The following is a 25,694-nucleotide window of genomic DNA, read 5'->3' as shown; positions in this document are numbered from 1 at the left end:
AATAGCTCCTAGAGGGCTTGGGGGAAGCGGAAGAGCCGGTCGGGGTCGTAGGTGCGCCGGACCTCCGTGAGCCGGGTGAGGTTCGGGCCGTAGTAGGCCTCGCGCCAGCCGGTCAGTTTCGGGTCCGTGTAGTTCTGGTAGGCCCGCCCGCTCGCCCAGGGGCGCAGGTCCTGCCAGAGCCCGTCGAGCCAGCCCTGGTGCCGGGCCACTTCGGCGGCGGTCGCGGAGCCGGGCCAGTAGGCGAGGTATTGGGCGAGGAAGGCGCTGTCCCGGTGGACGAAGGCGGTGTCGGTGGCCGCGACCCGGTTCACGGCGCCACCGCAGACGCCGTCGAACTGGACCACGCCGAGCCCGCCCGGCGGCGCGGCCCGCCCGTACCGTCCGACGGCGGACAGCACGGCGCGGATCGCCGCGTCCGGAAGCCCGGCGCCCGCCCAGAAGTCGGAGCGCGCGGCGTACGAGTCCCTGCCGAGCAGGCCCTGGGGGTCGCGGCCGGGCAGGGTGCCCGGCAGTCGGCACTGCTCCGGACTCCGCTCCGCGCAGCCCGACATGGCCCGTACCGTGTCCCCGTAGCCCCGTACGGTGAGCCGGCTGTCCCACACCGGCCGGCCGACCAGGTCGGACAGGCGGGTCAACTGCCGTTCCAGCGCCGGGCGTCCGTCGAGGCACACCACGCGCACCGCCGGGGGCGCGGTGGGGGAGCCGGCCTCGATCGTGAACTCGACCTGGCTCCAGAACGGGTCCGGCAGCGCGGCCAGCCAGTGCTGCCAGCCGGCCAGCACCGCCGCCGAGTCGGCGGCGGGCCAGTGGAGTTCGGCCAAGGCGCAGTCGCCCACCGGGTGCGTGCGGAAGCGGAATTCGGTGACCACCCCGAAGTTGCCGCCCCCGCCGCCGCGCAGAGCCCAGTACAGCTCCGGTTCGCTGTCGGCGGCGACCTCGCGGACGGCCCCGTCGGGGGTGACCACCCGGGCGCCGGTGAGCCGGTCGGCGGTGGTCCCGTACGCCCGCGAGGCCAGTCCCAGGCCGCCGCCCAGGGTGAGTCCGGCGATGCCGACGGAGGGGCACAGGCCGGTCGGGACGACGCGCCCCCGTTCGGCGAGAGCGGCGTTCACGTCCCCGAGCCGGGCCCCGGACCCGATCCGTACGCCGTCCCCCTCGACCGCGACGTCGGCCATGGCTCCGGCGTCGACGACCAGACCGCCGGCGCGGGTGGACCACCCGGCGTAGCTGTGCCCGCCGCCCCGCGGGACCACGGGCACGGCGGAGCGGCGGGCGAAGTCCAGGCAGACGGCCACGTCACCGGCGTGCGCCGGGTAGGCCACCGCGGCCGGCGCGACGGAGTCGTAGCGGGGCTGGAACAGCTGCCGGGCCTCGGGGTAGTCCCCGTCGCCCGGGAGCACCACCCGCCCGTCGATCGCGCGGGCGAGCGCGCCGTAGTCCGGGTCCCGGGCCGCCGTCGCCCCGAGGCAGGAGACGAGGGCCGCGGCCGCGGTTCCCAGGACCTTGCGGCGATGGAGGGTCATCCCCCCTTCCTGCCACCGCGGGAGCCGATCTCCGCGAAGGCGGGCCCACGGACACCGGCTTCACCCCCGAACGGCGCACAGGGGGAACGATTCGGCTGGTCATATTTACGGTTCGGCCGGTGGGGTGGGGGTCGTACCCTTCCCCCATGCCTCTCGTGGATCTCGGCGCGTACGCCGAAGAGTTCAACGCCGACCCGTACCCCTTCTACGCCGCGCTGCGCTCCGCCGGGCCCGTGCACCGGGTGGTGCTGGGCGGCGAGCGCTCGTGGCTGGTCGTCGGCCACGAGGAGGCCCGCCAGGCCCTGAACCACCCGGCCCTGTCCAAGGACTGGCTCGGGACGGAGCTGTTCGGGAACACCCCGGCGAGCGCCGCCGCCAGCAACATGCTGGAGGCTGACCCGCCCCACCACACCCGGCTGCGCCGCCTGGTGGCCCGGGAGTTCACCCCCCGCCGTGTCGAGGCCCTGCGGCCGCGGGTCCAGGAGGTCACCGACGAACTGCTGGACGCCCTGGCGGCCGCTCCGGACCGCCGGGCCGACCTGATCGCGGCCCTGGCCGCCCCGCTGCCGATGACCGTCATCTGCGAACTCCTGGGCGTCCCCGACCTGGACCGGGCGCGCTTCCGCTTCTGGTCGGGCGAGATCGTGGCCCCCGTGGACCCGGCGGGCACGGACGGCCGGGTCCTGGAACAGATGACCGCGTACCTCTACGAACTCGTCGAGGCCAAGGCCAAGACCCCCGGGGACGACCTGCTGAGCGCCCTGATCCGGACCCGCGACGAGGACGGCGACCAGCTCTCCCCGGAGGAGCTGATCGGGATGGCCTTCCTGCTGCTGGTCGCCGGCCACGAGACCACGGTCAATCTGATCGGCAACGGCGTACGGGCCCTGCTCGCCCACCCCGACCAGCTGGCGGCCCTGCGCGCCGACCCGGACGGCCTGATCGAGGGAGCGGTGGAGGAGATGCTCCGCTACGACGGCCCGGTGCAGCACGCCACGTACCGCTTCGCCCGCACGGACCTGGAGATCGGCGGCATCCGCATCGAGACGGGCTCCTCGGTGGTGGTCGCCCTCGCCGCGGCCGACCGCGACCCGTCCCGCTTCGCGGAGCCGGACGTCTTCGACATCCGCCGCCCCGCCCAGGGCCACGTCGCCTTCGGCCACGGCATCCACTTCTGCCTGGGCGCCCCGCTGGCCCGCATGGAGGGCCGCGTCGCGATCCGCACCCTGCTGGACCGCTTCCCCACCCTCTCCCCGACCCCGGACACCCCACCCGACTGGCTCCCGGGCACCCTCATGCGCGGCGTGACCCGCCTGCCCGTGCGCTGGTAGCGGGCCGTCAGAAGGACCGGTAGACCCCGTCGGCCTCGGCGGAGGCCGCCTCCGCGTACTCCTCGAAGCCCATGTTGGCGAGCGACAGGTTCGCGTGCACGCAGTGGACCCCCGCCGGGACCGTCCGGAACTCGCGGGGAAGGTCGAGGAGTTCGCGGTAGAACTCCGGGTCGAGTATCTCCTCCTCGACCGGATCCAGGGCCAGCAGCGGACGGAGGGCGGACCTCATCGTGACCCCGTCGGCGAGGAAGACGACACAGGTCTCCTCGTCCCGCCGCACCGCCTCGCGGACCTGGTCGGGAGTGGCGCCCGCCCAGACGCGGTCGTCGACGAGATGCACGGCGGCATCGAACTCGCCGTCGTCCCCCCAGGGTCGTTCCAGCTCCGCCACGACCGCCCGCCAGGCGGCCTCGTCCTCGTAGTCGGTCCTGATGACCAGGGCCGCGAACTCGTCACGCCCCACGATCTCCGGCAACCCGCTCATGTTCCCCTCCCGCACTTCCGATGCCGGTTCCGACGATCTCACGCGCCACTGACATCGCCCTCGGGGGCCTTGCGGGCCAGGAGGAAGCCCTGCGGGGAGCCTTCGTGGGCGACGGGTTCGCGGATGAGGCGGGCGACCTCCGTCAGGCCCGCGTCCGTCAGGAGGGCGGCCATGTCGTCCGGGGGCGTCCGGTACACGTCGAGCTCGACCGGGTGGCCGTACGCGCGCTCCAGCCGGATCTTCCCCCAGACTCCGTCGGGGGGGACCCCCACGTCCCCCGCCTTGAAGGCGATCAGTGCGTGGCCGCCCGGCGCCAGGACCCGGGCGAACTCCGCGAACACCGGCGGGAGTTCCGGGGGCGGGGTGTGCACCGTCGAGTGCCAGGCCAGGACCCCGCCCAGGACCCCGTCCGCGATGTCCAGCGCGGCCATCGAACCCACCTCGAACCGCAGCCCCGGATAGGTCCGCCGGGCCACCGCCACCATCGCCGGGGAGAGGTCGACGCCGAAGGCCCGTACGCCGAGCCCGTCCAGGTGGGCCGTCACCCGCCCCGGACCGCAGCCGAGGTCCGCCACCGCCCGGCCCCCGCCGCCCTCCTCGGCCCGCACGCACTCCGCGAACGCGGCCAGCATGGCCCGGTCCAGCGGCTTGTGGGCCAGTTCCGTGCCGAGCAGCCGCGCGTAGTCGACGGCGACGGTGTCGTAGGAGGACCGTACGGAATTCAAGTACGAGCTCGCTGTCATGCCTCCGGACAGTAGCCCGACCGGCGCCGACTCTCACCCCCCGGCCGCCGGATTCGGCAGCTCCGCCCACTGGTCGCCCGGGACGCCCGGGCTCAGCCGCATCAGCGTCAGCGCCTTGGTGGGCAGCGGACCCCTCAGCAGCGCCTCGGTGTCGGCGGTCGGCGGCAGCCCGGCGGCCTCGGACAGGGCCTCGGCGAAGGCGGCCGAAGAACCGGACGTGGCGCCGAGGGCCCCCGTCAGCAGGGATCCGAACAATTTGCGCCGCAGCACCGACACGTCATCGGTGATCAGCCGCCCGGACAGCGGCGGCACCGGCACGCCGTGCCGGACCAGCCGTGCCGGGCTGATCCGGATGTCGGCGAGATCGCGGTAGACCAGCCGGACCGGCGCGTCGGTGGGGGAGAGGACGACGAGGAGGTTCTGGCCGTGGGCCTCCAGCGCCACCCCGAGCTCCAGCACCCGCAGGCACACTGCCAGCGCCAGCCGGGCGAACTCGGCCCGCCAGGCCGCCGAACGGGCCGGCGGGAACGAGCCCAGCGCCGCCACCGGGAGCACCCGCTCACCGGCGGCCGCGTCCGCGAACACCTCCGGCGGCTCGCGCAGCACCGCCGCCAGGTCCGGGCTGTGCGCGCTCGCCGCGCCCAGCGTGCGCGTGATGTGCAGCCGGCCGTCGAGCCGCTCGGACAGGGTCTGGGCGAAGGCCGAGACGGCCGCCGCCGTCTCGATCGAGTAGCCGGAGATGTCCCGGACGGAGGAGGTCAGCCGGGTGCTCAGCGCCGTCTTGACGTGCGCCCCGCCCGCCGCCACCGGTGCGAGCGTGCGCAGCGCCATCAGCGGATGCGCCGCGAAGCCCCCGCGCACCCGCTCGTGCTTCAGCGCGTGCGCCGCCTGCCACGGATGCACCGGCACCAGGATCCGTCCGCCGTCCCGGAACTCCGCCGGCCAGTCGCCGGTGACCAGGCACTCCTCGTCCCGTACGGCCACCAGCCCGAGCTCCACCACCGGCCGGTGCTCGGGCGCGTAGGCCAGCTGTTCGGCCACCGAGAACCCGGGCCGGGAACGGCAGTTGGGGTGGTACGGATGCCCGTCCACCACCCGCTGCTCCCACTCCCAGGTGCTCCGCGCGGCGGCGTCCCGCCCGGCGGGCGGCTGCCCGGCCCGGGACAGGGCCAGGGAGGCCGTGCTGCCGTCCAGCTCGGCGGCGAACTCCTCCCCGTGCGGCACCCCCAGCGCCGCCACCAGCCGCGCGGCCTGCCGGTGGGCCCGGCCGTCGAGCAGCAGCTCGTCCACGTACGGCCCGGTCGCGTACGGATCCGGCGGCGGGCCCTCCAGCCGGCCGCCCCCGGCCAGCCGCAGCACCAGCCCGCCCGGCCCCCGCTCCCGCCCCACCACCCACGGCAGCGGTTCGAAGGCGAGCGCCCGCCACAGCCGGGTCAGCACGGCGGCGCGGGCGCCGGGCAGCGCGGCCTCGTACGAGGACCCGAGCGCGGGGCGCACCCCGGCCAGCTCGGCGGCGACGGCCTCCTCGGCCGGGGAGGCGGGAAGATGCATGCTGTGGCTCCGCACATCGGGATATCGGATATTGCTTTGCAGGATGGTCACGTCATCATCGCGGATACTGAAGATCACGGCCGGTGGTCGCGTCCCGCGATCCTCCGGCGCACCGGATGGACCGAATGGAACCAGTGGATCTCAACGCCGCCGACGCGTACGCCGCCACCCCGCTCCTGAACTGCCTGCTCCGCGAGGCCGCGGAGCCCGTCGAGGACGCCCCGGCCGCCGTCCACCGGCTGCGCGGCAGCGGGCGGCTGCTCCGGGTGCGCGGCGGCCGCAGACCCGTACGCCCAGAACTGCGCACGGCGGACGGCTGGCATCCGCTCAGCCACGCCGAACTGGTCAAACTGACCGCCGACGAGCTGCTCCAGTACACGGGCGTCCCCAACGAGGAACTCCCGGTGGAGATCCACGACAGCCGGGACGCCATCGCCGCGCTGCTGGCCGCCCGCGCCGTCGCGGAGCCCCCGGCCGACCCGTACCTGCTCTCAGAGCAGTCCCTGGTCATGGGCCACCCGCACCACCCGGCCCCCAAGGCCCGCGGCGGGGCCCCGGCCGCGAGCTGGCTGCCGTACGCGCCCGAGGCCCACGCCCGCTTCCCGCTGGTCTTCCTGGCACTGCGCGAGGACCAGGCGGCCGAGGAGGGCGGCCCGGCCGCCGCGGACGCCCTGGACTCCCTCGCCGACGCCCTCGACGGACCGCGCCCGCCCGCCGGTTACCGGCTGCTGCCCGCCCACCCCTGGCAGCTCGACCTCGTCGGCTCCCGGTCGTCCGTGCGCGAGGCCTTCGCCGACGGGCGGCTGCTGCGGCTCGGCGAGAGCCGGCTGCCGGCCTGGCCGACCGCCTCGATCCGGACGCTGTACGTACCGCGGCCGGGCGCCGACCTGTTCGTGAAGTTCAGCCTCGACGTCCGGATAACCAACGACGTGCGCCGGCTGTGGCGGCACGACCTGCTGAAGCTGCGCCGGACCGACGCGGCCGTCGAGGCGGGCTTCGGCGCGCTGCGCAGCGCTGACTTGGACATCGCGGACACCGCGGACACCGCGGGCGCCGCCTGGCTGGCCGACCGTGGCTATCGCACCGCCGCGTTCGCCTTCGAGGAGCTCGCCGTCCTGGTCCGCGACGGCCTGCACGCCCACGCCGCGCCCGGGTCCACCCCGCTGCTGGCCGCCGCGCTCGCCGAGGGCTACCGCGGGAGCCCGCTGGCCGGCGCCGCCGACCCGGCCGCCTGGTGGCGGGCGTATCTGCGCCGTGTGGTGCCACCGGTGCTGGAGTTGTTCGCCCGGCACGGGATCGTTCTGGAGTCCCACCTCCAGAACACCCTGGTCGCCGTGGACGCGGCGGGCCTGCCGGTGCAGGCGCTCTTCCGTGACGCGGAGGGGGTCAAGCTCCTGCCGGACCTGGACCGCGCGGCCGCCTGGCAGCGACTGGTCTACTGCCTGGTCGTCAACCATCTGGCGGAGATCGCCGGGGCGTTGACCGAGCGGCATCCGGACATTGCGCCGCTCGTGTGGCCGGCCGTCCGGGAGGAGCTCCTGCGCTTCGACGCCGACCACGGGCTCCCCGAGATCGCGGAGCTGCTGACCGCCCCCGCCCTGCCGGCCAAGACCAACCTGCTGCTGCGCTGGACCCGGGCGGACGGCGCGGACGCCCGCTACCTGCCGCTGCCGAACCCGCTGCGGGGGTAGCGAAATCGGCCAAGGTGGTCGCCGTTCCCCGAACCCCCCTCACGGAAAGGTATAGACCAATGCTACGTTGGTCGGGCAGACCGCGCAGTCCTTGACCACCCGTCAGAGGAGAAGCCATGCCCTCCCCTTCGCGGGGCGGCGGCCCGGCCGCCATGCCCAAGTACCAGCGGATCGCCGCAGCGCTGCGGCACGAACTCGAGCGCGCCGCGCACACCCCCGGCGGCAGACTGCCCTCCGAACGCAGTCTGGCGGCCCGTTACGAGGTCAACCGGCAGACCATCAGGGCCGCGCTCCAGGAGCTGCGCGCGGACGGCCTCATCGTGACGGGCCCCCGCGGTACGCGCCCCGTCCCGGGCGTCACGGGAGACGAGGTCGACGCGGTGACGGTCGCCGTACAGGCCGTCCCCCAGGCCGCCGCGCCCATGGCCGCCCCCGCCCTCGTCCCGGCCCCCGCCCAGAGCTGGCTCACGCGCGTCACCGTGCCGCCCTCGCTCGCCGCGGTGCTCGGCATGGGCGGCGGCGACCGCACCCTGGTCCATCACCGCCGGGAGCGCGGGCCGTCGGGCGAAACCCTCACGCACGCCGTCACGTACCTGAGCCCGGGTGCGGTGGCGCGGAGCCCCGAACTGGCCCGCTATCGCGACCGCCCCGCGGCGGTCCGCGACGAGGACCTGGGTCCCCTGCACCGCTGGTTCGACCGCGCCGCGGTGGAGGGGCGGGTCACCGAGACGCTCACCATGACCCGCACCACCCATCCGCCGGCCTCCGCGTCCCCGGCCGGCGGCCTCACCGTGCGCCGCACCCTGCACGACGAGCAGGGCAGGCTGCTGACGGTCACCGATCTGTCTTTCCCCACCTGGGACCGGCTGACCTTCCACCGCGACCGCCGCGACCACGCGGCCGCCGGCTTCCGCATCACATAAAGGAAAGAAGGAGAGAGGGGGCCGACGGGCCTAGTCCGCCGCGAGATCCGGGACCGGGGCGTCCGGGGCCGCGGCGGCGCCGGTCAGGAGGGCCAGCAGTCCGGCCACTTGCACGCCCGCCTCGGCCGGGTGGCGGAAGACGGCGCCCGGGGAGATCTCGTAGCGGTTGCGCCGCCCGTCGCGGACGCGCCGGAGGTATCCGTCCGTCTCCAGGTCGGTGACGATCGTCTGCACGGTGCGTTCGGTCAGTCCGCAGACCGTGGCCACATCCCTGAGTCGCACGGCCGGGTCCCGGGCGATGGTCACCAGAACACGGGCGTGATTAGTCAGGAATGTCCAGTTTTGTCGCTGTGACATGCTCCCCATGCGGTCATGATGCGATGCGCAATTCACGTGACGCAAGACGTGAAATGGATTTCCGGCAATTCTTGACGTGCGAGAAGAAGGGGTCCACCATCTACGGCAGTCAAGGTCCCGCGCCGCAAGCCGACCAGCCCAAGGAGCAAACCCCCATGCCGGTCCCTGCCCCGTCCTCCCATACCGCCGCCACCCATGTCCCGGTTCCCCGCCCCCGCCAGGGTTCCGAGGTCGCCCGTATCGCCGGTCTGCCCCGGATCGACGAGCCCCGGGAGGTGGCCCCCGCGGACGCGAGGGAGCTGTCGAAGGTCTTCTTCCGGCGGCTGCACGAGCTCACCGAGGGCACTCCGGAGTACCAGTACGTCCGCAACACCCTGATTGAGATGAATGCCTCACTCGTCCAGTACGCCGTGCGCCGCTTCCGCAACCGCGGCGACGGCGGTGACATCGAGGACATCGTCCAGGTCGGCACCATCGGCCTCATCAAGGCCATCGACCGATTCGACCCGGCCCGCGAGAACGAGTTCTCCACGCTCGCCATGCCGTACATCACAGGTGAGATCAAGCGGCACTTCCGCGACACCACCTGGGCCGTCCGCGTCCCGCGCCGGCTCCAGGAGCTGCGCATCGACATAGCGAAGGCCAAGGAAGAGCTGACCGTCACACTCGACCGCTCGCCCACCGTCGCGGACCTCGCCGACCACCTCGGCCTCTCGGAGGAGGAGGTCATAGAGGGTCTCGTCGCCGCGAACGGCCACACCAGCGGCTCCCTGGACGCCCCGCCCACCGCGCACGCCGAGTACGGCGGCGGCTCCACCGAGACCCACAGCCTCGCCGACGTCATGGGTGAGGAGGAGCCGGCCATGGAGCTGGTCGAGGACATCCAGACGCTGGCGCCGCTCCTGGAGCAGCTCTCCGGCCGCGAGCGCCGCATGCTCCAGATGCGGTTCGGCGAGGAGCTGACACAGGCACAGATCGGGGACGCCCTCGGCATCTCGCAGATGCAGGTCTCCCGGCTGCTCAACCGGCTCCTCGGCCATCTGCGCGCCTCGATGCTGGCGGACGAATCCGGTCCCGGTTGCGGACCCGGCGCGTGAGGTAGATCACCTTTGCGTTTGCTGTGGTGAATGTCGGGAAGGTGCGCGGCTGGAGCGGAACCATGTCCTCCGGCGAAACGGGCCGGAGGCGCGGCGCACGCGGGCAGATCCCGTCCCGCTCCACGGCCCGCCGACTCGGTTCCCCGAAGCGCGGTGCGCGCCGTACCCGGTACGAACCGCGAGGTGTATGTGTCCACGCTCCAGGCCGAGCACGTCTACAAGGTCTTCGGCGGAAGCCCAGGTGACGCGGTCCGCGCGCTGCAAGGCGGCGCCGGCCGCGACGAGCTGCGCGCGGACGGGACGACGGCCGCCGTGATCGACGCCTCGTTCCGCGTCGAGCCCGGCCAGATCTTCGTCGTCATGGGCCTGTCGGGATCCGGCAAGTCCACCCTGCTGCGCATGCTCAACGGGCTGCTGGAGCCCACCGCGGGACGCATCCTCTTCGACGGTGAGGACCTCACCACGCTCGGCGCCCGCGAGCTGCGCCGCGTACGCTCCACCAAAATCAGCATGGTCTTCCAGCACTTCGCGCTGTTCCCGCACCGCGACGTCCTGGAGAACGCCGCCTACGGACTGGAGGTCCAGGGCGTCCCCCGGGCCGAGCGCGAACGCCGGGCCGCCGAGGCCCTGGCGCTGTGCGGGCTCGGCGGCTGGGAGAAGTCCTGGCCCGACGAGCTCTCCGGCGGCATGCAGCAGCGCGTCGGGCTGGCCCGCGCCCTGGCCACCGACGCCGACCTGCTGCTGATGGACGAGTCCTTCAGCGCCCTCGACCCGCTGATCCGCCGCGACATGCAGGACCAGCTCCTCGAACTCCAGCGGCGCCTGAAGAAGACCATCGTCTTCATCACCCACGACCTGGGCGAGGCTATGCGCCTCGGCGACGGCATCGCCGTCATGCGCGACGGCCGCATCGTCCAGCAGGGCACCCCCGAGGACATCCTCATCCGCCCCGCCGACGAGTACGTCGCCTCCTTCATCCAGGACGTGGACCGTTCGCGAGTGCTTACGGCCGATGCCGTCATGGACGAGCTCCCCCTCGACGTGGACCCCTGCGACTGCCCCACCGTCCAGGCCGACACCCCGCTCGCCGTCCTGTGCGCGGTCAGCGCCCGCGTCCCGCACCCGGTCGCCGTCACCGACGCGGACGGCGCCGTCATCGGCTCCGTACCGCAGGACCGGCTCATCGCGTTCATCGGCGACGAACAACGGCCCCCCATGGCCTGCGTGGAGGTGGCGGCCTGATGCCCCGCTTGCACCTCGGCGCCTGGGTCGACAGCGGTGTCGACTTCCTCCAGCGCCACCTGTCCTGGCTGTTCGACGCCGTCAGCGCGCTCGTCACCGGCCTCTACGACGGCATCGACGCGTTCCTGTCCGCCCCCGCCCCGCTGCTCTTCGCGGGCATCCTCGCCGTCGCCGCCTGGTGGCTGCGCGGCCTCCTCGCGGGCGTGCTCGCCTTCGCCGGCTTCGCACTCGTCGACTCCGTCGACCTGTGGGCCGACGCCATGTCCACGCTGTCGCTGGTCCTGGTCGCGACCCTGGTCACCTTGGTCTTCGCGATCCCGCTCGGGATCTGGGCCTCGCGCTCCGACCGGGTCAGCGCCGTCCTGCGGCCCGTCCTGGACTTCATGCAGACCATGCCGGCCATGGTCTACCTCATCCCCGGCATCATCTTCTTCGGCGTGGGCGTCGTGCCCGGCATCATCGCGACCATCATCTTCTCGCTGCCGCCGGGCGTACGGATGACCGAGCTCGGCATCCGGCAGGTCGACGCGGAACTGGTCGAGGCCGCCGACGCCTTCGGCACCACCCCCCGCGACACCCTCGTCCGCGTCCAGCTCCCGCTGGCCCTGCCCACCATCATGGCGGGCGTCAACCAGGTCATCATGCTGGGCCTGTCCATGGTCGTCATCGCCGGCATGGTGGGCGGCGGCGGCCTCGGCGGCGCCGTCTACCGGGCCATCGGCAACGTCGACATCGGCCTCGGCTTCGAGGCGGGCGTCTCCATCGTCATCCTGGCCATGTACCTCGACCGGATGACCGGCGCGCTGGGCCGCCAGGTCTCCCCGCTCGGCCGGCGCGCCCTCGCCAGGGCGCGGTCCGCCGCCACCGGCGCGGCCCGGCTGTGGAACCACCGCCCCCAGCCCGCGTACGCCGTCACCACGGCCGTCGTACTGGCCCTCGTCGCGGGCGGCCTCAGTACCTTCGGCGGCTCCGGCGGCTCCGGCGGCCAGGACGGACCGGCCGGGGCCGCGAACACCGGCAAGGGCCGCACGGTCTCCATCGGCTACATCCCGTGGGACGAGGGCATCGCCTCCACCTTCCTGTGGAAGGAGCTCCTGGAACGGCGCGGCTTCAAGGTCGACGCCCGGCAGCTGGAGGCCGGAGCGCTCTACACCGGCCTGGCCGGCGGCCGGCTCGACTTCCAGACCGACGCCTGGCTGCCCGTGACGCACGCCCAGTACTGGGAGAAGTACGGGAACAAGCTGGAGGACCTCGGCTCCTGGTATGGCTCCACCTCGCTGGAGCTGTCCGTCCCCTCCTACGTGAAGGACGTGCGTTCGCTCGCCGACCTCAAGGGCAAGTCCGCGCAGTTCAAGGGCCGGATCATCGGTATCGAACCGAGCGCCGGGGCCATGTCCATCCTGAAGGACAAGGTGCTCAAGGAATACGGCCTGGAGCGCGAGTACCAGGTCGTCGACGGCTCCACGCCCGGCATGCTCGCCGAGCTCAAGCGGGCCTACGACAAGAAGGAGCCGGTGGTGACCGTCCTCTGGTCGCCGCACTGGGCCTACTCGACGTACGAGCTGACCAAGCTGGAGGACCCGAAGGGCGTCTGGGGCAAGGGCGACGGCATCCACACCCTGGCCCGCAAGGGCTTCGCCGCCGACGAGCCCGAGGTCGCCGCCTGGCTGCGCTCCTTCAAGCTCACCGAGGAGCAGCTCACCAGCCTGGAGGCGAAGATCCAGGACACCGGCAAGGGCAAGGAGCAACAGGCGGTCCGCGCCTGGCTGAAGGACCACCCGGAGATCGACAAGCTGTCCTGACCCGAAAGGCGCCGGTGGTGCGGCCGGCGGCGGGCGCGGTTGATCACCAAGTGCCCGCAGAGGACCGGAATACTCCTGGTGACCACACCTCTGACCAGCCAAAACACTGGATGATTCGCCCGTGCGGACAAGGGCCGGTCCATGACACAGTGCCATCAGCCCAACCGCACGACCAGGGAGCCTCCATGCGCGATCCGCACGCCACGCCCCACGCGGCCGCACCCGGGTGCCTGCCGGAGCCCGGCCCGCTGCCCTGCTGTCCGGTGTGCGACGGCGCGCCGGAACGCATCTCCTGGCGCCAGTGGCCGGGACAGCCGGTGGTGCTGGTCTTCGACCCCTGCGGGCACCGGTGGTCCACCCCGGCGCCGCCCGTCCTGGCCGTCACGCCGGTGGGGGGACCCCCGCCGGCCCAGCGCGTCAGTGGGTGAGGAAGCCGGCGATCCGCTCGGCGAACGCCTCCTCGCCGAGGATCTCGATCCCGGCCTCCTCGGCCTTTGCGACCTTGCCGCCCGCCTTCTCGCCCGCGACCAGGAGGGTGGTCCGCCCGGATATGCCGCTCGCCGACTTGCCGCCGGCCCGCTCGATCAGCTCGCGCACCTTGTCGCGGGTGTCGTACGCCGCCAGCGCGCCCGCCATCCGGCCCGTGACCACCACGGTCTGACCGGCCAGCGGCCCCCCGCCGTCCGCGTCCCCGTCTCCGCGTGCGGCGGTCGCGGCCGTCGGCTCGGTGAGGTTGACCCCGGCGGCCGCGAGCTTGTCGATGACCGGCCCCAGCTCGGCCACCTGGGCGACGATCCCGGCCGCCTTGGCGTCTCCGACCAGCTCCACCGCCGTCATCGCCGCCGCGCCGGCGGCCCGGATGGCCTCCATGCTCCCGAAGTGCCGGGCGATGCGCCGGGACATGCCCCGCCCGGTCCCGAGGACGCCGAGCGCGCAGAACACCCGGGAGAGCGGCAGGCCCTTGGCGGCCTCGATCCGCTCCACCAGCTTCGCCGCCCGCTTCTCGCTCCCCGCGGCCTGCGCGAGCCGCGCGTGGTCCAGCGTGAACAGGTCCGCCACGTCCCGGACCTGACCGGCCTCCACGAGCGCCCGTACGTACCGCTCAACCAGACCGTCGATGTCGAGCTGGTCCCGCCCGGCGGCGTACAGGACCGCCGCGATCCGCCCGCAGTCGGCCGGCTGCGCGCAGCGCCACCGCTCCTGCGAGCGGTCTATCTCCCCCGCGCACCCCGGGCACACCGCCGGCGGCTCGACGGGGCGCTCCGCACCGGTGCGCAGCTCCACCACCGGCGCCTCGACGCGCGGGATGACGTCCCCCGCCTTGTAGACGGTCACGGTGTCGCCGAGCCGCAGGTCCCGGCGCTCGATGTCGGCCGGGTTGTGGAGCGTGGCGTGCCGCACCACCGAGCCGTCGATCTCCACCGGTTCGAGCACGGCGGTGGGCGCGAGCACCCCCGTACGCCCCACCGACCAGGTCACCTCCAGCAGCCGTGTCCGCCGCTCCACGGCGGGCAGCTTGTACGCGGTCGCCCAGTGCGGGTGACGTGAGCCGGTGCCGGCCGCGGTCTGTTCGGCCAGGGAGTTCACCTTGACCACCACCCCGTCGATCCCGAAGGGCAGCCGGGCGCGGAGCGCGGCGATCCGGTCGACCTGCGCCTGCACCTCGGCGAGGGTGTCGACCACCGTCAGCCCGGCGGGGGTGTCGGCCGCGGTCCGGACACCCGCCGCGGCGACCCGCTCCATGACCTCCGCGTGTCCGGCGCCGACGAGCGCGGTGCCGCCGTCGAGCTCGACGGCGCCGAAGGCCCAGAAGCTCATCTCCACCGTGTACGGGCGTCCCTTCGCCCGCAGCGTGCCGGCCGCGCCGTTGCGGGGGTTGGAGAACGGTCCGGCGCCGTGCTCGGCCCGTATCGCGTTCGCCCGCTCGAACTGCTCCGCCGTCAGCAGGACCTCGCCCCGCACTTCGAAGGAGGCGTCCGTGGCCAGCTCGACGGGGAGACCGACGATCGTGCCGATCGCGTGCGACACGTCCTCGCCGCCCGTGCCGTTGCCCCGGGTCACCAACTGCACCAGCCGACCGCCACGGTAGCGGGCCGCGAGCGAGGCCCCGTCCAGCTTCGGTTCGACCGCGTACCCGCCCGTAACCGCTGCTCCGAGCCGGCGGACCAGCGAGGCCTCCCAGTCCAGCAGGTCCTGCGGGCCGAACACGTTGCCCAGCGAGAGCATGGCCGCCGTGTGCGGGACGTCCCCGGCCGGGACGGCGCCGCCGGCCACCTTCCCCGTCGGCGAGGCAGGATCGGTGTGGTCCGGATACCGCTCCTCGTACGCCTTGATCAGACCCAGGAGGAGATCGAACGAGGCATCGTCCATGGCGGATTCGCCGGAGCCGTAATAGGCGGCGGACGCCCTGAGGGCGGCGCCGATCGCATCGGCGTACTCGTCACGGGTGGCCAGGGCGGGAGTGGTGGTCGTCGTCATGCCAAGATCCTCCCGCAGGGGTCTGACAACGGCTCGTATGCGCAGGTCAGAGGGGTATCGCGGGCGTTCGGTGGCTGCCGCGCGAGGTCAAGGGCGCCAAACCTGAGGCATGTTCAAAGATGCTCGATGACAAGCCACTTCGAGCATCTTCCTTCACCCCGCCCTCGCGGAGCGCTATCTTGCCAGGCGCATGCCAAAGCGGTGTGTCCGCGATCCGGACCGCACGAGGAGTGCCCCATGAGACTGCCAAGCATCCGCAGGAGCCCGGGCCGGCACGGCAGCCCGCACGGCAGAGGACGCCGGTCGCCGCTGCGGCGGCGCCCCCCGGTCGCCGCCCTGCTCGCGGCGGCCCTCGCCGTCGCGGGCCTGGCCGCCGCCGGGCCCATCGCCCCACCCGCCGCCGCGGCCCCCGCCGCTCCCACCGCCACGGCGGGCAACGTCACCGGATTCACCCAGACCGGGAACACCTTCACCGTCACGGCCTCCAGCGGCGCCAAGGCCCGCGTGGTCGTCGCCCGCGCGGACATCTTCCGGCTCTGGCTCTCGCCCGACGGCGCCTTCACCAACGACCCGGCCGGCACCGACCTCGCCCCCACCACCGACTTCGGCCCGGTCACCACCGGCTACTCCGATGCCGGCAGCTACTACCGGATCACCACCGGAGCCCTCTCCATCCGCGTCAACAAATCGCCCCTGCAGTTCTCCGTCTACCGCGCCGACAACACCACCCCCGTCTGGCAGGAGACCCAGCCCACCAGCTGGACCGGCAGCCAGACCACCCAGTACCTCGCCCGCGGTGCGGACGAGCAGTTCTACGGGACCGGCCTGCGCCTGGGCGAATGGGCCCTGCGCGGCAAGACCGTCCCCGTGACCGTCGACAACAAGTGGCGCGAGAACAACAACGCCAGCCCCGCCCCCTTCTACATGTCCACCAACGGCTACGGCGTCATGCGCAACACCTGGGCCCCCGGCTCCTACGGTTTCAACGCCCCCACCACCCTCACCCACGACGAGAAGCGCTTCGACGCCTGGTACTTCACCGGCGACTCCCTCAAGGGCGTACTCGACGCCTACACCGACGTCAGCGGCAAGCCGTTCATGGCCCCGATGTGGGGCTTCGAACTGGGCAACGCCGACTGCTTCAACGCCTCCAACCCCGACTACCAGGGCGACCACAACCGCCTGCGCCACCAGACCACCCCCGACGTCGTCGGCTACGCGACCGACGCCCGCGCCGCCGACATGCCCTCGGGCTGGTTCCTGCCCAACGACGGCTACGGCTGCGGCTACACCGCACCCCTCAAGTCCACGGTGGACGCGCTGAAGGCCAAGGGCTTCCAGACCGGCCTGTGGACCTCCACCGGACTCGGCTCCATCGCCGACGAGGTGGGTACGGCCGGCAGCCGCGGCGTGAAGACCGACGTGGCGTGGATCGGCAGCGGCTACAAGTACGCCTTCAACGGCGTCCAGCAGGCCGTCGACGGCATCGAGAAGAACTCCGACGCCCGCCGCTACGTCTGGACCGTCGACGGCTGGGCCGGCACCCAGCGCAACGCCGTCGTCTGGACCGGCGACACCAACGGCACCTGGGACGACATGCGCTGGCACGTCCCCGCCATCACCGGCGCCGGCCTCTCCGCCCTCAACTACGCATCCGGCGACGTCGACGGCATCTTCGGCGGCAGCCCCAAGACCTACACCCGCGACCTCCAGTGGAAGGCCTTCACCCCTGCCTTCATGACCATGTCCGGCTGGGGCGCGACCAACCCCTCGGCCGGATACCAGGACAAGCAGCCCTGGCGCTTCGCGGAGCCCTACCTGTCCATCAACCGCAAATACCTGCAGCTCAAGATGCGGCTGATGCCGTACCTGTACACGATGAGCCGCGTCGCGCACGAGACCGGCGTGCCCAGCACCCGCGCGATGGTCCTGGAGTACCCCGCCGACCCGGTGGCCCGGGGCAACCTCACCAGCGGCCAGTTCATGGCGGGCGACTCCCTCCTCGTCGCGCCCGTCGTCTCCGACACCACCGTGCGCGACGGCATCTACCTGCCCGCCGGGACCTGGACGGACTACTGGACGGGCAAGACGTACGCCGGTCCGGGCTGGCTGAACGGCTACCAGGCCCCCCTCGACACCCTGCCCCTCTTCGCCAAGGGCGGCGGCATCGTCCCGATGTGGCCGCAGATGAACCACGCCGGCGAGAAGCCCGTCTCCACCCTCACCTACGACATCCACCCGCGCGGCGCCACCTCCTTCAGCCTCTACGAGGACGACGGCCTCACCCGCGCCCACCAGTCCGGGGCCTACGCCCGCCAGCAGGTGGACGTCACCGCCCCGACGAGCGGCTCCGGCACGGTCAACGTGTCCGTATCGGCCCCCACCGGCAGCTACACCGGCAAACCGGCCTCGCGCGGCTACGAGTTCACCCTCCACGTCGCCTCCGCGCCCTCCGCGCTCACGGTGGACGGAGCCGCCCTGGCGCGCCTGACCTCCAAGGCCGCCTATGACGCGGCCGCCACCGGGTGGTTCTTCGACCCGTCCGACCGCTCCGGCATCCTCTGGATCAAGACCGGCTCGAAGTCGGGCGCGTTCAGCGTCTCGGCCGCCGGCACCGCCCTCCCGCCGGCCCAGCCCCTGCCCACCTCGTCACCCATCGCGCAGTCGGGCTGGTCGCTGGTCTCCGCCGACAGCCAGGAGACCAGCGCCGAGAACGGCGCCGCGTCGAATGCCTTCGACGGGGACCCGGCCACGATGTGGCACACCGCCTGGTCCTCCGGGAAGCCCGCCGCGCTCCCGCACGAGATCCAGATCGACCTCGGCGCCCGCTATTCGGTGGACGGCCTCGGCTACCTGCCCCGCCAGGACGGCGGCGTCAACGGCCGCATCGGCGGCTACGAGGTCTACCTCTCGGACACCACCGCCGACTGGGGCACCCCGGTGGCGAGCGGCACCTTCGCCGACACGGCGGCGGCCAAGAACGTCCCGATGGCAGCCAGAACGGGCCGCTACCTCCGCCTCAAGGCGCTGACCGAGGCGGGCGGGCGAGGCCCCTGGACCAGCGCCGCCGAGATCACCCTCACCGGCCGCCCCGCCCCGCTCCCCGCCGACGCCACCCTCGTCAACGCCGCCTCCGCCACCTGCGTCGACCTCCCGCACAGCGCCACCACCCCGGGCACCGAACCCACCCTCTACACCTGCCACGGAGGCCCCAACCAACGCTGGACCCTCCAGTCCGACGGCCGCCTCACCGGCCTGGCCGGGGTCTGCCTCGACGCCGCGAACGCCTCACGCGTGAGCGTCCAGCCCTGCAACGGCAGCGCCGGCCAGACCTGGCAGGCCGGCCCCCAGAGCACCCTGCGCAACGCCGGCCAGTGCCTCACCCCGGCCGGCTCCGCCACCGCCAACGGCACCCTCCTCACCCGCACCGCATGCGACAACACCCCGGCCCAGCGCTGGACCTTCACCCCCTGACCGCGGTCAGCCGCCTCCTTCGGGGGCGGTGACGGGTCGACACCCGTCCCCGCCTCCGCCGGGGGGTCCGGACCCCTGTGGCGGAGGCCGGAACGGGTTGCCGCCCGAGCCCTGTACCGATCTTGATCCAGCCCAAACCCCAAGTCAATCCACCGATTTCCTCCCTTCATCCAAGGGATATCTTGGGGGTCATGACCCTCGACGACCTCCGCGTGTTCGTGGCCGTGTGCCGCGCCGGAAGCCTCAGCGCCGTCGCCCGCGACCTCGGCCGCACCCAGTCGGCCGTCAGCCAGCACGTCCGCCGACTGGAGAAGGAGACGGGCGCGAGCCTGCTGGAACGCCACGCCCGCGGGGTCGTGCCCACCGAAGCCGGCCGCATCCTGCAACGCCGAGGTCGCCCGCAACTGCCGGGCGCGCGCCGCCGGGCAGCGGTGACGCCGGCGGCAGCCCCGTCCACCACCGCCGACGTGCGGCCAAGTGGCCCCCCGGCCGCCACGCGTTCGGGTGACGGCCCCGCCCGGCGCCGCGCGCGACGGCCCCCGCGTGCCCGACCATCGCAGGCGGCCGGTCACGTTCCGGCCCCGGGCCGCCGCTGGGAGATCACGTGCACGTCCTGCTCCTCGCGAGCGCCTTCAACAGCCTCGCGCAGCGAGTCCACGCCGAGCTCCGCGACCACGGCCACAGCGTGGCGGTCGAACTTGAGCTGCCCGAGGTCTCCTTGACGGACGCGGTCCGCCGCCACCGGCCCGACCTGGTCCTCGCCCCGATGCTCCGGACCCCCGTCCCCGCCGAGGTCCGGGCCGCCCACACGTGCCTGGTCGTCCACCCCGGACCGGTCGGCGACCGCGGCCCCGCCTCGCTCGACCGGGCCATCCAGGAGCAGGCGACCCGCTGGGGCGTCACCGTCCTCCAAGCCGCGGAGGAGATGGACGCCGGACCCGTCTGGGCCCATGTCGACTGCCCGGTACCGCCCGTGGCCAAGAGCGACCTCTACCGCGGCGAGATCGGCGACGCCGCCCTGGCCGCCGTCCTCCTCGCCGTCCACCGCTTCGCCTCCGGCAGCCACACCCCGCAGCCACCGTCCGCCGGCCACGCCCGCCCCGCCCTGCGCCAGGAGAACCGCCGGATCGACTGGGAGGCGGACTCCACCGAGCGCGTCCTGCGGGCACTGCGCGCCGCCGACGCGCAGCCCGGCGTACGGGACGAACTGCTCGGCGCCGAGTGGTTCCTGCACGGCGGCCACCTCGAGGACCGCCTGCGCGGCCGCCCCGGCGAGCTGCTGGCCACGCGCGCGGGCGCGATCTGCCGGGCCACCGTCGACGGCGCCGTCTGGATCCCGGAACTGCGGGCCCCGCGCGCACCAGGACTGCCGGCCGCCCCCAAACTGCCCGCCACCGTGGCCCTCGCCGACCGGCTGCCGCCGCTGCGGGAGCACCCCGCTCCGCTCCACACCGACCCGCGCCGCCGCACCTGGTCCGACATCGGCTACCGCGAGGAAGGCCAGACCGGCTTCCTCTCCTTCTCCTTCCCCGGCGGCGCGATGAGCACCGCGCACTGCCGGCGCCTGCTGAACGCCTACCGGATCGCCTGCACCCGCCCCACCGCCGTCCTCGTCCTCGGCGGCGGCCGCGACCTCTTCTCCCACGGCATGCACCTGGGCGTCATCGAGGCCGCCGCCGATCCGGCCGAGGAGTCCCTGGCCAACGCGAACGCCCTGTACGACCTGGTCGAGGCCGTCCTGACCACTACCGACCGCCTGGTCGTCTCCGCCCTCGGCGGGAACGCCGCCGCCGGCGGGGCCATGCTCGCCCTCGCCGCCGACGAGGTCTGGTGCCGCTCGGGGGCCGTGCTGAACCCGCACCACCGCCTGATGGGCCTCGACGGCTCCGCGTACGGGACGCACACCCTGCCGCGCCGCGTCGGCACCGGCGTGGCGGAGCGCCTCACCTCCGAGGCCCTGCCACTGAGCGCCGAGGCCGCACACCGGCTCGGGCTGGTCGACCGTACGATCCCCTGCGCATCCCAGGCCTTCGCCGCCGAGACGGCGCGGCTCGCGGCCGGGCTGGCCGCCCTGCCCGCCACCTCCGCCCGGATCGCCGAGAAGAAGGAGCGCCGCGACCGCGACGAGGCCGAGCGGCCGCTGGCCGCCTACCGGGAGGCCGAACTGGCCCGGTTGACGCAGACCTTCCGCGATCCGCACGCCCCGTACCACGCGCTGCGCCGGGCCTTCGTGCGCAAGGAGACCCCGACCGCCACCCCGCCCCACCTGGCCCGCACGGTCCCGGGCCGGCACACGGCGCCGCTGCCCTACCGGCGGAAGGACGGGGTGGAGGGGATGATGGAAGCGGACACCCGCTAGGGCCCGGTCGAGCGTGGAGGAGGTGCACGGGTCATGACGGAGCACGACGGCGGTCCGTCGGCGCGGAATCTGGAGGAGGGCCGGCTGCTCAAGGAGCTGGAGGCCATCCACCGCACGCGCCACGAGACGCTGCTGCACGGGTCGGACGACGCGCTGGTCACCCATACGCAGCGGATGAACGAGCTGGAGCACGAGTACGTACGCCGTCACCCGCAGCGGGCGAAGACCGCCGGCCGGACCCGTTCGGGCGCCCGCGCCCGCACCTCCGGGGAGTAGGGCGGCGGGGCCGGGCCGGCGTCAGCCCTTCCTGGTGTAGCGGGCCCGCGCCCACAGCGGCAGGGCGAACCAGCACAGCAGGTACCACGTCAGCACGCCGGCCACCAGCCACGGCGCGGCGGCACTGCGGGTGGCCACGCGCAGCACCAGGAAGAGCGCGGCGGTGAGGGTGGCCAGCAGCAGGACGATGCCCGCGAAGGTGAGCCGTGAGGCCCAGACGACGGCCTGCGGTTTGATGCGGCGGCCCTTGACGATGCGGTGGAAGGCGACGGGGCCGATGAGCGCGCCGGTGGCCAGGGAGGCGAGGACCACGGTGACGACGTAGATCGTCTTGTCCACCTGGGGCAGCCCGTGGAACTGCGGGGTGAAGACGACGGTCAGCAGGAAGCCGAAGAGGATCTGCACGCCCGTCTGGGCGACACGGATCTCCTGCACCAGCTCCTGCCACTGGCGGTCGGCCCGCTCCTCGGGGCTCTCGTCCCGGCCGTTGACCCTGCCGTCGCCCCTGCCGTCGTCCCGCATGGCGCCTCCGCGCTGGGTGTGCCCGCCGGGCGTCCACCCGGGCGGTACACCCTCATGCTGCACCTGCCGCCGACGGCCTGCCCGGCTACTTCTGGGCGTGTTGGCCCAGGTAGAAGAGCAGCCATACGAAGCCGGCGAAGACGTGGGTGCCGAAGATGTAGAAGAAGGCGCGCAGTGCGACGCCGTTCTCCTTCCACTTCTCGTGCTTCGCCGCCACCTCTGTCGCGGCCGCGCTCTCATTCTTGTCCGTCACGGTGCCCACCGTAGCGAACGGCCACAGATGGATCACATTTGCTTCGGGTGAGACAATTTTGTATCGTTCGAGGCGAAGGAGGCTCACTCGTCATGGTGCACGAAGAAGAACTGCTCGACGCCGCCGCGCGTGTCCTCGCCGGTGACCACAGCGCCTCGATGGTGCAGATCGCCGCCGGAATCGGCACCAGCCGCGCCACCCTCAGCCGCCGCTACGCCACCCGCGAGGCCCTGCTGAAGGCCGTGGCCGTGCGCGCGATCCACGTGGTCGACGAGTGCCTGACCCCCGTCGACCTGCCGGAGACCGCCGACGGGGCGGCCTTCGACGCCGCGCTGGAGGAGCTCGTCGTCGCCCTGCTGCCCGCCGCGCACCTGTACGGGTTCACCTCGCGTGACGCCACCGTGCTCGCGGACCCGGAGTTCCGCGCCGGCGTGGACCGGCAGGACCAGCGGGCGCTGGCCTTCCTCGCCCTCGGCCAGCGGCTCGGGCGCCTGCGCACCGACCTGCCCCCGTACTGGATCTGGTACTCGCTCTGGGGTCTGCTCGACGCGGCCGCCGAGGGCGTACGCGACGGGCACCTCGCCCCGCGCCAGATCGGCCACCTGGTGCTGACCTCCTTCCTCAGCGGAACGCGGACCAGCGCGGTGCCCCCACCCCCGGCGCCCGCACCCTGACCCGCTCCGCACCGTGCTCCACCCCTGAACGGAACCTCATGCACACCCCCGCGTCGGACCCCCGCCGGTGGATCGTCCTGGCGATCCTCTCCGGCAGCCTCCTGCTCATCTCCATGGACACCACGATCCTCAACGTGGCCTTCCCCTCCCTCGTCGGCGACCTCCAGCCGAGCGCCGTACAGCAGCTGTGGATCATCGACGTCTACGCGCTCGCCCTGTCCGGCCTGCTCGTCACCGCCGGTGCGCTCGGCGACCGCTGGGGGCGCAAGCGGCTGCTCATGGCGGGCTTCGGCATCTTCTCGCTGGCCTCGCTCATAGCCGTCTTCTCCACCGAGGCCTGGCACGTCATCGCGGCCCGCGCCCTGCTCGGCATCGGCGGCGCGGCCATCATGCCCTCCACCCTCTCGATCCTGCGCAGCGTCTTCACCGACGCCAAGGAGCGCGCCTTCGCCCTCGCCGTCTGGGCGGCCGTCTTCGGCGGCGGCATGGCCTTCGGCCCGGTCGTCGGCGGACTGCTGGTCCAGGACTACGGCTGGCACTCGGCCTTCCTCCTCAACCTCCCCGTCGCCGCGCTCATCATCGCCACCGGCGCGCGCTACCTGCCCGAATCCCGCTCCCCGCGCGGTACCGGCCGCTGGGACTGGTGGGGCGTCGGCCAGTCCATCGTCGGCATGCTCGCCCTCGCCGGCGGCATCAAGCAGCTCGGCAAGAGCGGCGTCTCCGACCCGCTGCCCTGGGCCCTGCTCGCCCTCGCCGTCGTGGCGCTGACCGTCTTCGTCCGCCGCCAGCTGCGCGTGGACAACCCGCTGCTGCAGGTGCGGCTCTTCACCAAGCCCGCCTTCAGCGTCGCGGCCACCGCGATCTTCCTGCCGATGATGGGCATGGGCGCGATCCTCTTCCTCGTCACGCAGTGGTTCCAGTACGGCCAGGGCTACACCCCGCTCGAGGCCGGCCTGCGCCTGCTGCCCGCGCCGCTCGCGCTGATCTGCGCCTCGATGGTGGCCCCCACCCTCATGCAGCGCTTCGCGATCCGGCACGTACTCGGCGCCGGACTGGTCGTGCTGGCCGCCGGCATGGCCCTGCCCTGGGGCTTCCAGCAGTTCACCGAGCTCGGCTACCCGGCCTTCGCCGCCGCCCTGACGATCATGGGCCTGGGTGCCGGACTCGCGACCACCGTGGCCTCGGTGACGCTGATCTCCGCCGCGCCCGCGGACGAGGTCTCCAGCGCCGCCGCCATCGAGGAGACCTGCTACGAGCTGGGCTCGGCCATGGGCGTCGCCATCCTCGGTTCCACCGCGGCCGCCCTCTACCGGGGCAACCTGCCCGTCCTCGACCTGGACGGGCCGAGCGCAGCGGCCGTACGGGACTCCGTCGGAGAGGCCGCCCACACCGCCGAGCGGCTGGGCGGTGCGGTCGGCCAGGCCCTGATCGACACCGCCTCGCACGCCTACACCCTCGCCATCACCCCGGCGTTCCTCATGGCCGGAGCCCTGGCGGTCGCCGCGGCGGCCACCACCTGGGCGCTCATTCCGCGCGATCTCCAGCCCACCGAGAACCACTGAGCCGCTCGGATCGGAACGGGGGCGCGGCCGGCGCCGGGCCCAGGGTGGTGGTGCCCGGCGCCGCCCTGTGGCCCAGGCCCGTGCGGTACGCGTCCAGGGCCGCCTCGATCCGCCCGGTACGCCGCAGCAGGTCGCCCAGGAGCCGGCACAGATCGGCGAGATCGCCCGTGGCACCGCTGCGCTCCAGCAGGGCGAGGGCCTGCACGTAGTGCTCCTCGGCGGTCTCGGGCTCGCCGCGCTCCTCGGCCATCAGGCCGAGGAGCCGGTGCGCGCCGCCCGCGTGCACGGCGCCGTGGCTGTCGCCAAGGTCCCCCGGGTCCAGCAGCACCGACAGCAACTCGGCGGCTTCCGCGTACCGGCCGAGCCGGCGCAGTACGTCGGCCAGCTCGACCTCCACCTGGGCCGTGTACAGGGCCGCGCGGCGGGCCGACAGCATCTGGCGGGCCGTACGCAACTCCCGCTCGGCCGCGTGCAGTTCGCCGTTCTGCGCCTGGACGTAGCCGCGCATCCAGTGGCAGTGCGCCAGGTCGGTCCGCAGCCGCAACTGCCCGTAGATCGCCTGGGCCTTGGCCAGGGAGGCGTCGGCGTCGGCCACCCGCCCCTCGGCGAGGAAGGTCCGCGCCACCTGCCGGTGCATGCCCGCGACCAGCGCCGGGTCGCTGACCTGCGGGGCCAGTGCGAGGGCGAGCTCGGCGGCGTGGGCCGCGCGGGCGTGCGCGCCCATGTCGATGTACGGCCCGATCACCGCCGCGTACAGCAGCACCAGCGCCTCGGGGTCGGCCAGCCCGCTGGTGCTCAGCTCGTCGATGGTGGATTCGAGGAGGTAGCAGGCGTAGCGCAGCTCGCCGGCGAGCAGGTGCGCGATGGCGCGGCCGCGGATCGGGCGGGCGCGGTGGGGGAGGGGCTCATCGGCCAGTAGCCGTTCCGCCGCCTCGAAGTGGTCTATGGCGTCCGGGAGTTCGCCGGATTCCAGGGCGCAGTCGCCGAGCCCGAGCCGTGCCTCCGCCTGCTCGGCGACGAGCCCGAGGTGCTCGGCCTCGGCGAGCAGCCGCCGGTAGCGGTCGGCGGCCTCGTCCGCGGCGCCGGTGGCGAGCGTCTGCTGGGCGTCGGCGAGGGCGAGCCGCAGCTCGGTGGCCAGGTGGGCGGGGCGGCCGGTGGCGAGTTCCTCGTACGAGGTGTTCAGTCGCCCGGCGAGGAAGCGCAGCGCCGTCTCGGAGGGGCGGACCTTGCCCGACTCCAGTGTCGAGATGTAGGCGGGCGTATAGCTGGGCTCCGCCAACTGTCTTTGCGTCATGCCCAGTTCGGTGCGCATGCGCTGAACTCTGCGCCCGATGCGGGCCGGTTCGTCCACG

Annotated in this window: 21 protein-coding genes and 1 pseudogene; 13 read left to right on the top strand and 9 right to left on the bottom strand. The window is 73.3% G+C overall.

Annotation, left to right across the window (positions count from 1 at the left end; all coding sequences use genetic code 11):
- Positions 1–8: 8 nt before the first annotated feature.
- Positions 9–1,523: an FAD-binding oxidoreductase gene (locus ACGFYU_RS07485; protein WP_393826312.1), complete on the bottom strand. Its 1,515-nt coding sequence runs from the start codon at positions 1,521–1,523 to the stop codon at positions 9–11.
- 146 nt (positions 1,524–1,669) lie between these two features.
- On the opposite strand from ACGFYU_RS07485, the gene ACGFYU_RS07480 reads away from it, so the two are divergent.
- Positions 1,670–2,854, top strand: a complete 1,185-nt coding sequence (locus ACGFYU_RS07480) for a cytochrome P450 (protein ID WP_393826311.1) — start codon at positions 1,670–1,672, stop codon at positions 2,852–2,854.
- A 7-nt stretch (positions 2,855–2,861) separates the two neighbouring features.
- Here the strand turns inward: ACGFYU_RS07480 and ACGFYU_RS07475 are convergent, their stop codons facing one another.
- Genes ACGFYU_RS07475 through ACGFYU_RS07465 form a run of 3 tightly spaced genes read right to left on the bottom strand, consistent with a single transcriptional unit; the run spans position 2,862 to position 5,632 of the window.
- Entirely contained in the window at positions 2,862–3,338 is a 477-nt protein-coding gene (locus tag ACGFYU_RS07475; protein ID WP_393826310.1) for a DUF6924 domain-containing protein, read from the bottom strand.
- A gap of 38 nt (positions 3,339–3,376) precedes the next feature.
- A complete protein-coding gene (locus ACGFYU_RS07470) occupies positions 3,377–4,081 on the bottom strand; it encodes a class I SAM-dependent methyltransferase (RefSeq protein WP_393826309.1) in 705 nt (234 codons plus the stop codon).
- Positions 4,082–4,114: 33 nt separating this feature from the next.
- The gene (locus tag ACGFYU_RS07465) at positions 4,115–5,632 is read right to left on the bottom strand and encodes an IucA/IucC family protein (protein ID WP_393826308.1); all 1,518 of its coding nucleotides are present in this window, start codon (positions 5,630–5,632) and stop codon (positions 4,115–4,117) included.
- Between the two features lie 116 nt (positions 5,633–5,748).
- On the opposite strand from ACGFYU_RS07465, the gene ACGFYU_RS07460 reads away from it, so the two are divergent.
- On the top strand, positions 5,749–7,323 hold the full coding sequence (locus ACGFYU_RS07460) for an IucA/IucC family protein (RefSeq protein WP_393826307.1): 1,575 nt from the start codon (positions 5,749–5,751) through the stop codon (positions 7,321–7,323).
- Between the two features lie 116 nt (positions 7,324–7,439).
- Positions 7,440–8,246 (top strand): GntR family transcriptional regulator, encoded by an 807-nt coding sequence (locus ACGFYU_RS07455; protein WP_393826306.1) that lies wholly within the window; start codon positions 7,440–7,442, stop codon positions 8,244–8,246.
- A 30-nt stretch (positions 8,247–8,276) separates the two neighbouring features.
- On the opposite strand, the gene ACGFYU_RS07450 is transcribed toward ACGFYU_RS07455, so the two are convergent.
- Positions 8,277–8,528, bottom strand: a complete 252-nt coding sequence (locus ACGFYU_RS07450) for an AsnC family transcriptional regulator (protein WP_393826305.1) — start codon at positions 8,526–8,528, stop codon at positions 8,277–8,279.
- Between the two features lie 230 nt (positions 8,529–8,758).
- Between ACGFYU_RS07450 and ACGFYU_RS07445 the strand changes: the two genes are divergently transcribed.
- The 4 genes from ACGFYU_RS07445 to ACGFYU_RS07430 all read left to right on the top strand — a co-directional run bounded on the left by ACGFYU_RS07445 (position 8,759) and on the right by ACGFYU_RS07430 (position 13,172).
- Positions 8,759–9,700, top strand: coding sequence for a SigB/SigF/SigG family RNA polymerase sigma factor (locus ACGFYU_RS07445; protein WP_393826304.1), 942 nt, complete (start codon positions 8,759–8,761; stop codon positions 9,698–9,700).
- Positions 9,701–9,889: 189 nt separating this feature from the next.
- A complete protein-coding gene (locus ACGFYU_RS07440) occupies positions 9,890–10,942 on the top strand; it encodes a glycine betaine/L-proline ABC transporter ATP-binding protein (RefSeq protein ID WP_393826303.1) in 1,053 nt (350 codons plus the stop codon).
- Positions 10,942–12,744: an ABC transporter permease/substrate binding protein gene (locus ACGFYU_RS07435; RefSeq protein ID WP_393826302.1), complete on the top strand. Its 1,803-nt coding sequence runs from the start codon at positions 10,942–10,944 to the stop codon at positions 12,742–12,744. The genes ACGFYU_RS07440 and ACGFYU_RS07435 overlap by 1 nt, the downstream gene beginning before the upstream one ends.
- A gap of 185 nt (positions 12,745–12,929) precedes the next feature.
- Positions 12,930–13,172: a hypothetical protein gene (locus ACGFYU_RS07430; RefSeq protein ID WP_393826301.1), complete on the top strand. Its 243-nt coding sequence runs from the start codon at positions 12,930–12,932 to the stop codon at positions 13,170–13,172.
- Here ACGFYU_RS07430 and ligA read toward each other — a convergent pair.
- Positions 13,162–15,222 carry an NAD-dependent DNA ligase LigA gene (gene ligA / locus ACGFYU_RS07425; RefSeq protein WP_393826300.1) on the bottom strand — a complete coding sequence of 687 codons (2,061 nt, stop codon included), beginning with the start codon at positions 15,220–15,222 and terminating at the stop codon, positions 13,162–13,164. The genes ACGFYU_RS07430 and ligA overlap by 11 nt on opposite strands.
- Positions 15,223–15,459: 237 nt before the next feature.
- Between ligA and ACGFYU_RS07420 the strand changes: the two genes are divergently transcribed.
- From ACGFYU_RS07420 to ACGFYU_RS07405, 4 genes and pseudogenes are all read left to right on the top strand, one after another.
- Positions 15,460–18,696, top strand: a complete 3,237-nt coding sequence (locus ACGFYU_RS07420; protein WP_393826299.1) for a TIM-barrel domain-containing protein — start codon at positions 15,460–15,462, stop codon at positions 18,694–18,696.
- A 191-nt stretch (positions 18,697–18,887) separates the two neighbouring features.
- Positions 18,888–19,082: pseudogene (locus tag ACGFYU_RS07415) on the top strand (LysR family transcriptional regulator); the annotation flags it as partial.
- 218 nt (positions 19,083–19,300) lie between these two features.
- The gene (locus ACGFYU_RS07410) at positions 19,301–21,055 is read left to right on the top strand and encodes an enoyl-CoA hydratase-related protein (protein WP_393826298.1); all 1,755 of its coding nucleotides are present in this window, start codon (positions 19,301–19,303) and stop codon (positions 21,053–21,055) included.
- 33 nt (positions 21,056–21,088) lie between these two features.
- On the top strand, positions 21,089–21,331 hold the full coding sequence (locus tag ACGFYU_RS07405; RefSeq protein ID WP_393826297.1) for a DUF6158 family protein: 243 nt from the start codon (positions 21,089–21,091) through the stop codon (positions 21,329–21,331).
- Between the two features lie 21 nt (positions 21,332–21,352).
- Here the strand turns inward: ACGFYU_RS07405 and ACGFYU_RS07400 are convergent, their stop codons facing one another.
- Entirely contained in the window at positions 21,353–21,853 is a 501-nt protein-coding gene (locus tag ACGFYU_RS07400; RefSeq protein ID WP_393826296.1) for a DUF6328 family protein, read from the bottom strand.
- A gap of 85 nt (positions 21,854–21,938) precedes the next feature.
- Positions 21,939–22,070: a DUF6126 family protein gene (locus tag ACGFYU_RS07395; RefSeq protein ID WP_393826416.1), complete on the bottom strand. Its 132-nt coding sequence runs from the start codon at positions 22,068–22,070 to the stop codon at positions 21,939–21,941.
- A 128-nt stretch (positions 22,071–22,198) separates the two neighbouring features.
- Between ACGFYU_RS07395 and ACGFYU_RS07390 the strand changes: the two genes are divergently transcribed.
- Both ACGFYU_RS07390 and ACGFYU_RS07385 read left to right on the top strand, forming a co-directional pair.
- Positions 22,199–22,780 (top strand): TetR/AcrR family transcriptional regulator, encoded by a 582-nt coding sequence (locus ACGFYU_RS07390; protein WP_393826295.1) that lies wholly within the window; start codon positions 22,199–22,201, stop codon positions 22,778–22,780.
- Between the two features lie 38 nt (positions 22,781–22,818).
- Positions 22,819–24,342 carry an MFS transporter gene (locus ACGFYU_RS07385; RefSeq protein ID WP_393826294.1) on the top strand — a complete coding sequence of 508 codons (1,524 nt, stop codon included), beginning with the start codon at positions 22,819–22,821 and terminating at the stop codon, positions 24,340–24,342.
- On the opposite strand, the gene ACGFYU_RS07380 is transcribed toward ACGFYU_RS07385, so the two are convergent.
- Positions 24,305–25,693 carry a tetratricopeptide repeat protein gene (locus tag ACGFYU_RS07380; RefSeq protein ID WP_393826293.1) on the bottom strand — a complete coding sequence of 463 codons (1,389 nt, stop codon included), beginning with the start codon at positions 25,691–25,693 and terminating at the stop codon, positions 24,305–24,307. The genes ACGFYU_RS07385 and ACGFYU_RS07380 overlap by 38 nt on opposite strands.
- Position 25,694 lies beyond the last annotated feature (1 nt).

Source organism: Streptomyces sp. NPDC048337 (assembly GCF_043201175.1).
Taxonomy (GTDB): Bacteria; Actinomycetota; Actinomycetes; order Streptomycetales; family Streptomycetaceae; genus Streptomyces.
Note: the sequence above shows the minus strand (reverse complement) of the source record. Positions and strands in the feature narration are given on the sequence as shown.